The organism is Pseudomonas sp. 2VD (genome assembly GCF_005503585.1).
Taxonomy (GTDB): domain Bacteria; phylum Pseudomonadota; class Gammaproteobacteria; order Pseudomonadales; family Pseudomonadaceae; genus Pseudomonas; species Pseudomonas aeruginosa.
Genome location: NZ_SCND01000351.1, coordinates 1 through 6,192, shown reverse-complemented (window position 1 = coordinate 6,192; position 6,192 = coordinate 1). Strand labels below are relative to the sequence as shown.

Annotated in this window: 8 protein-coding genes; 6 read left to right on the top strand and 2 right to left on the bottom strand. The window is 66.0% G+C overall.

What is annotated here, in order from left to right:
• A partial coding sequence (locus FFS27_RS26725; protein WP_137952319.1) for a DUF7843 domain-containing protein occupies positions 1–514 on the bottom strand: 514 nt, incomplete at its 3' end.
• Between the two features lie 58 nt (positions 515–572).
• Positions 573–1,061 (bottom strand): DUF3015 domain-containing protein, encoded by a 489-nt coding sequence (locus FFS27_RS26720; RefSeq protein ID WP_003094783.1) that lies wholly within the window; start codon positions 1,059–1,061, stop codon positions 573–575.
• A 234-nt stretch (positions 1,062–1,295) separates the two neighbouring features.
• On the opposite strand from FFS27_RS26720, the gene FFS27_RS26715 reads away from it, so the two are divergent.
• The 6 genes from FFS27_RS26715 to FFS27_RS26690 form a co-directional block, all read left to right on the top strand.
• On the top strand, positions 1,296–1,622 hold the full coding sequence (locus tag FFS27_RS26715; RefSeq protein ID WP_003116271.1) for a TraR/DksA family transcriptional regulator: 327 nt from the start codon (positions 1,296–1,298) through the stop codon (positions 1,620–1,622).
• Positions 1,623–1,720: 98 nt separating this feature from the next.
• The gene (locus FFS27_RS26710) at positions 1,721–4,174 is read left to right on the top strand and encodes a Lon protease family protein (RefSeq protein WP_003094777.1); all 2,454 of its coding nucleotides are present in this window, start codon (positions 1,721–1,723) and stop codon (positions 4,172–4,174) included.
• Between the two features lie 150 nt (positions 4,175–4,324).
• The gene (locus tag FFS27_RS26705) at positions 4,325–4,666 is read left to right on the top strand and encodes a PA4575 family protein (protein ID WP_003094775.1); all 342 of its coding nucleotides are present in this window, start codon (positions 4,325–4,327) and stop codon (positions 4,664–4,666) included.
• 173 nt (positions 4,667–4,839) lie between these two features.
• On the top strand, positions 4,840–5,328 hold the full coding sequence (locus FFS27_RS26700) for a TIGR00645 family protein (protein ID WP_003111135.1): 489 nt from the start codon (positions 4,840–4,842) through the stop codon (positions 5,326–5,328).
• A 256-nt stretch (positions 5,329–5,584) separates the two neighbouring features.
• Complete coding sequence (locus tag FFS27_RS26695; RefSeq protein ID WP_003105116.1) at positions 5,585–5,890, top strand: DUF6482 family protein; 306 nt, start codon at positions 5,585–5,587, stop codon at positions 5,888–5,890.
• Between the two features lie 84 nt (positions 5,891–5,974).
• On the top strand, positions 5,975–6,192 hold a 218-nt coding region (locus tag FFS27_RS26690), incomplete at its 3' end, for an FKBP-type peptidyl-prolyl cis-trans isomerase N-terminal domain-containing protein (protein ID WP_218570994.1).

Genomic DNA, 6,192 nt, shown 5'->3' with positions numbered 1-6,192 from the left:
GCGCGTAGCTGAGCAGGGCAGTGTTGTTGCTGGTGACGTCGGCCTGGTCGATGCGCAGCAGGGTGTGGCCGAACATCGACGACGGGCTGTTCAGGTAGGCCGCGGGGAACACCAGCACCGCGCTGTGCGGGTTGATGTCGCGGTACCAGTTGTCGTATTCGCCGCACTGCGGCTGCGGCAGGTCGTCGAGTTGCAGTTGCTGGCGCAGCCAGCGGGTGCGCGCCGGGTAGACGCACTGGGCATGCTTGTCGCCAAGGCTGGGCGAGGCATAGAGCGCCTTTAGCGTGGCCGCCAGTTCGGCGTCCGGGTGGCTCTCGCCGTTGTCGGCGAGGAAGAACCGCTCGTCGTCGACGTAGCTGCGCCAACCGCCGAGCTTGCCGCGTTCGTAGTGGCCGAGGGCGATCCAGTAGGGATCGGCGGCCAGTTGCTGGAGGCGGGCCTCGGGAACCGTGGGCGCAGCCAGAAGGGGGGAGCAGGCGCACAGCGCCATCCAGGGCAACAGGCGTTTCGGCATCGGCAAGGCTTAATGCTTGGGGAAAGGGGCCTGCCCGCGAACGGGCAGGCGGCGAGGCTCAGGCCTGCTCGGCGTACTTGGCCAGGCGGGCGTCCTGTTTCAGGATCGCCTGGGTGTTGGCATAGACGTCGGCGGCGGTGGCGTCGGACTTGTTGAAGATCTCGGAGAAATGCTCGTGGGTGACGGCGGCGAAGTGCTCGCGGTCCTGCGGTTGCACGCCCAGCACCACGGCATAGGTGGTCAGCGCTTCGCCATTGCCCTTGGCCATGTCTTCGGACAACTCGTCCATCATGCTGCCGAGCACCAGCAGGGGCTTGCCGCCATAGGACAGCGCGCCGTTGGTATGGCAGCCGTTGGTGCCGGTGGTCATGCCGAAGGTGTTGTTGCCGGAAGTGCCGTTGGTGGTCGCCGCGACCACGTGGGTGGCCACGCCGCGCTGGCCTTTGAAGAGCATGTTGCCCCAGCCGCAGCCGGCGCCGCCGGGAGCGTCGGCGAAAGCGTTGAAGGAGGCGGCGGCGAACAGGGTACCGAGCAGAATCCGTTTCATCGTTTGTTCTCTCTTGAGGTGGATCGGAGCCATCTGGAGCGGGCCAGCGACGCCGTGAGCTTTTCGGAATGCCACCGGGGTGTCAAGGCACCGAATGGGTGGCAGCGCGCAATGCCGGGCGAAAATTGACCGGCGTCAGCGGCAATCCGCTTGGAACCGTCCAGACTTGGGAAAGTTCTGGTCGGTCTGAGCGAAACCGGCCTTGGTCAGCCGTTCCTCATGCAGGAGGTGGATATGAGCGCTTTCGACCCCGCTACCGCCCTGGAAACCCTGGCGACCGAGTACGCGGCACGCGCCGCGGCGATCCGTCGGGACCTGGCGCGCAGCCATTCGCCGGACTTCGCCGAGCAGGCGGTGCAGCGCCAGAACGACGAAGTGCTCGAAGGCCTGCTCGCCGAGGCGGAGGCGGGGATGCGTCAGGTCGGCCTGGCCCGCCTGCGCCTGGCGGAAGGTCGCTACGGCTACTGCGAGCGCTGCGGCGAGGCCATCGAACCGGCGCGCCTGGCCGCCCTGCCTGCGGCGGAATACTGCCTGCGCTGCGCCGACCTGGTACATCGGTGAGATAGCGCCATCCGCGCCTTGTCAGTGGCGCGAGGCTGGGGGGAGAATGCGGGCGACGACACCCCGCGGCGATCTGCCGCCCGATGCAAGGATTCCCGATGCCCGATTCCGTCGCTGCCGGCCTGCGCCTGGCGCCAGAAGAACTGACCCGCCCGTTCGCTCCCGAGCAATTCGCCTTCGACACCACCGATGACCTGGAGCCCTTCCGCGGCGTGCTGGGCCAGGAGCGTGCGGTCGAGGCGCTGCAGTTCGGTGTGGCGATGCCGCGTCCGGGTTACAACGTATTCGTCATGGGCGAGCCGGGGACCGGACGCTTCTCCTTCGTCAAACGCTATCTGCAAGCCGAGGGCAAGCGCGTCGCCACGCCCTCCGACTGGGTCTACCTGAACAATTTCGACGAGCCGCGCGAACCTCGGGTGATCGAGCTGCCGCCGGGCAGCGCGACCGAATTCAGCGCCGACATCGACCGTCTGATCGACAACCTGATGTCGACCTTCCCGGCGGTCTTCGAGCATCCGGCCTACCAGCAGAAGAAGAACGCCGTCGACCGCGCTTTCAACCAGCGCTACGACCGCGCCCTGGACTCGGTGGAGCGGCGCGCCCTGGAGAAGGACGTGGCGCTGTACCGCGACAGCGCCAACGTCGCCTTCACCCCGATGAAGGACGGCAAGGCCCTCGACGAGGCCGAATTCGCCCAGTTGCCCGAAGCCGAGCGCGAGCGTTTCCACAAGGATATCGCCGCCCTCGAGGAGTACCTCAACGAGGAACTGGCGAGCCTGCCGCAGTGGAAGCGCGAGTCGAGCAACCAGTTGCGCGAGCTCAACGAGGAAACCATCACCCTGGCCCTGCAGCCCCTGCTGGCGCCTCTGGTGGAGAAGTACAACAACAACCCGGGCGTCTGCGCCTACCTGCAGGCGATGCAACTGAACCTGCTGAAGACCGTGGTCGACCAACTGGTCGACGACAGCCGCACCGACGCCCAGCGCAAGCAAGGGCTGATCGAGCAGTACGCGCCGAACCAGGCCATCGTCCACCACGCGACCAGCGGCGCGCCGGTGGTGTTCGAGTCGCACCCGACCTACGACAACCTGTTCGGCCGCATCGAGTACAGCTCGGACCAGGGGGCGCTCTACACCAGCTACCGGCAGTTGCGTCCGGGGGCGCTGCACCGGGCCAACGGCGGCTTCCTGATCCTGGAAGCGGAAAAGATGCTGGGCGAGCCGTTCGTCTGGGACGCGCTCAAGCGTGCCCTGCAGTCGCGCCAGTTGAAGATGGAGTCGCCGCTGGCCGAACTCGGCCGCCTGGCTGCGGTTTCCCTGACCCCCCAGGTGATCCCGCTGCAACTGAAGGTGATCATCATCGGCTCGCGGCAGATCTACTACACCCTGCAGGACCTCGACCCGGACTTCCAGGAGATGTTCCGGGTGCTGGTGGACTTCGACGAGGACATCCCGCTGGGCGAGGACAGCCTCGAACAGTTCGCCCAGTTGCTCAAGACGCGCACCTCGGAAGAGGGCATGGCGCCCCTCAGCGGCGCGGCGGTGGCGCGACTGGCGACCTACAGCGCGCGCCTGGCCGAGCACCAGGGGCGGCTTTCGGCACGGATCGGCGACCTGTTCCAGTTGGTCAGCGAAGCCGATTTCATCCGTCAGCTGGCGAACGAGGAGGTGATCCAGCTCGGCCACATCGAGCGTGCCCTCAAGGCCAAGCAGACCCGCACCGGACGAGTGTCGGCGCGGATCCTCGACGACATGCTGGCGGGGATCATCCTGATCGACACCGCTGGCGCCGCGGTCGGCAAGTGCAACGGACTGACCGTGCTGGAGGTGGGCGACTCGGTGTTCGGCGTGCCGGCGCGGATTTCCGCGACCGTCTATCCGGGCAGCAGCGGCATCGTCGACATCGAGCGCGAGGTCAACCTCGGCCAGCCGATCCACTCCAAGGGCGTGATGATCCTCACCGGCTACCTGGGTAGCCGCTACGCCCAGGAGTTCCCCCTGGAAATCTCCGCCAGCATCGCCCTGGAACAATCCTACGGCTACGTGGACGGCGACAGCGCCTCGCTCGGCGAGGTCTGCACGCTGATCTCAGCACTGTCGCGGACGCCCTTGAAGCAGTGCTTCGCCATTACCGGCTCGATCAACCAGTTCGGCGAGGTGCAGGCGGTCGGCGGCGTCAACGAGAAGATCGAGGGCTTCTTCCGCCTCTGCGAAGCGCGCGGCCTGACCGGCGAGCAGGGCGTGATCATCCCGCGCGCCAACGTCACCACCCTGATGCTCGACGAGCGCGTATTGCAGGCGGTGCGCGCCGGGCAGTTCCACGTCTACGCGGTGCGTGAGGTGGACGAGGCGCTGGCGCTGCTGGTGGGCAAGCCGGTCGGTGCCCAGGACGAGAAGGGACGCTTCCCGAAAGGCAGCGTGAACGATCTGGTCGTGGCGCGCTTGCAGGAGATATCCGAACTCGGCATGGAAGAGGACGACAAGGAAAAGGACAAGCCGGCGGAGAAAGAGACCGTCGCGGCGAAGGACAAGGCCGCGGCGAAGAAGGACTGAGTCCGGCGCGTTGCCGGAACCTGCCGAGGGCGGGGCTGGAAAGCCCCGCCCTCGTGCGTTTCAGCCCTGTGGACAAGTTCCCGCCGGCGCTATGCGGAACCTGGCGGCAGGTGTAGGCTCAAAACTGGGAACCCCCGTGAGGATGCCGCCATGCCGCGTAACCTCTGCCTCATCCGCCCTTGTCTGGGGCTGACCACGCGAATCGAATGCGTGGTCAGGCCGCTGGCCGGAGAGAACGGACTCTGGACCCTGCTTTGCGCCGCCGGCATGTCCGGCTCCCAGCCTTCGGCGATCAAGGCCCAGGGCCCCTTCCACGGACCGCTGGTGGCCGAAGGGGTGTTGCAGGCGATTGCCGACTGCCTGGCCCAGCAAGGCTATATCGAAGCCGTCGACCCGCCGATCTGGCGCCTGCACCTGCAGGGCGAACTGCGCCGACTCAATGGCGAACGACGGCCGCATGTCGGCGACTACCTGTTTCGCCCGGAATCCTGAGCGGCGCCTGGGCAAAGCCTGAGCAATCCGGCCAAGGCCCCGTGCCATCATCGCTGGCGGGATCCATCCCGGCTCGGTGCACATATTTATCCACAGATTTTCTGGATAAAAACCGCCGGCCGCTGCGTTATACTCGCCGCCCCATTTCCCCCTGCACATACACACAAGAGACCATGGAACGCTTTTTCGAAAACGCCATGTACGCCTCGCGCTGGCTGCTGGCTCCCATCTACATGGGCCTGTCGCTGGCGCTGCTGGCGTTGACCATCAAGTTCTTCCAGGAAATATTCCACGTCATCCCGAACATCTTCGCGATGGCCGAGGCCGACCTGATCCTGGTCCTGCTCTCGCTGATCGACATGGCTCTGGTCGGCGGCCTGCTGGTCATGGTGATGATCTCCGGCTACGAGAACTTCGTTTCGCAACTGGACATCGACGAAGGCAAGGAAAAGCTCAACTGGCTGGGCAAGATGGATTCCGGCTCGCTGAAGAACAAGGTGGCCGCCTCCATCGTGGCGATCTCTTCGATCCACCTGTTGCGCATCTTCATGGACGCGAAGAATGTGCCGGACAACAAGCTGATGTGGTACGTGATCATCCACATGACCTTCGTGCTCTCGGCGTTCGCCATGGGCTACCTGGATAAGCAGACCCGTCACTGACGACCCTCTCCAGTGTTTCGCTCGCGCCGCCCGGCCGTTGTAAAACGGACGGGCGGCGGCGTTTCCGGCTTGCGTTGCCTGTCGCCTGGGCAAGACTTTCCTGTGATATCGGGCGGACGCCGGGAGCGGGCGTCCTTCGCATCGTCGGGGCCTGGCGGCCGGACGATGCCGGGAATCGGGCCGGCGCTGTCGGGACCGAGGCGGTTGGCGGAAACCTGGAGGCTTCCGCTGCCTGCGCAACCTCGAGAGGTTCGCGATGAACATGCAGGATCTCGCCGGGCGGGTCCAGGCCGGACATATCGACGCCTTGCACCTGGTGTCGCTGGAGGGCGGCATCTATGTCCTGGAGGCGCAGATGGGCGACCGCGCCTATCCGGTGGAGGACGATCTCGGCCAGCCGGTCAGCCTGCGCTCCGTGGAGCATGCGCGCCAGGTACTGCGCGGGCTGGACAGGGTTCCGGTGGAGTTGGTGTGCGCCGATGTCGATGACGAGATGTGTGGCCTCCTGGCCGAGTCGGGTTCGTTTATCGGCGGGCTGCCGCTGTCGATCCGCCAGGGTTGAGCACAAGCGGCTGCGCTGGTAGGGGGGAAGGGCCTTCTGTGCTAGGCTGGCCGCCCTTTTTCGACCCCACAGCGGAGCAGCGCCATGAGCGAACTCAACCTGACCACTGACGAAGCCCGTGTCAGCTACGGCATCGGCCGTCAACTGGGCGACCAACTGCGCGAGAATCCGGTTCCGGGCATGACCCTGGACGCAGTCCTGGCCGGCCTGTCCGATGCGTTCGCAGGTATCGACAGCCGGGTTTCCGGCGAGGCGCTGTCGGCCAGCTTCCAGGTGATCCGCGAACGCATGCAGGCCGAAGC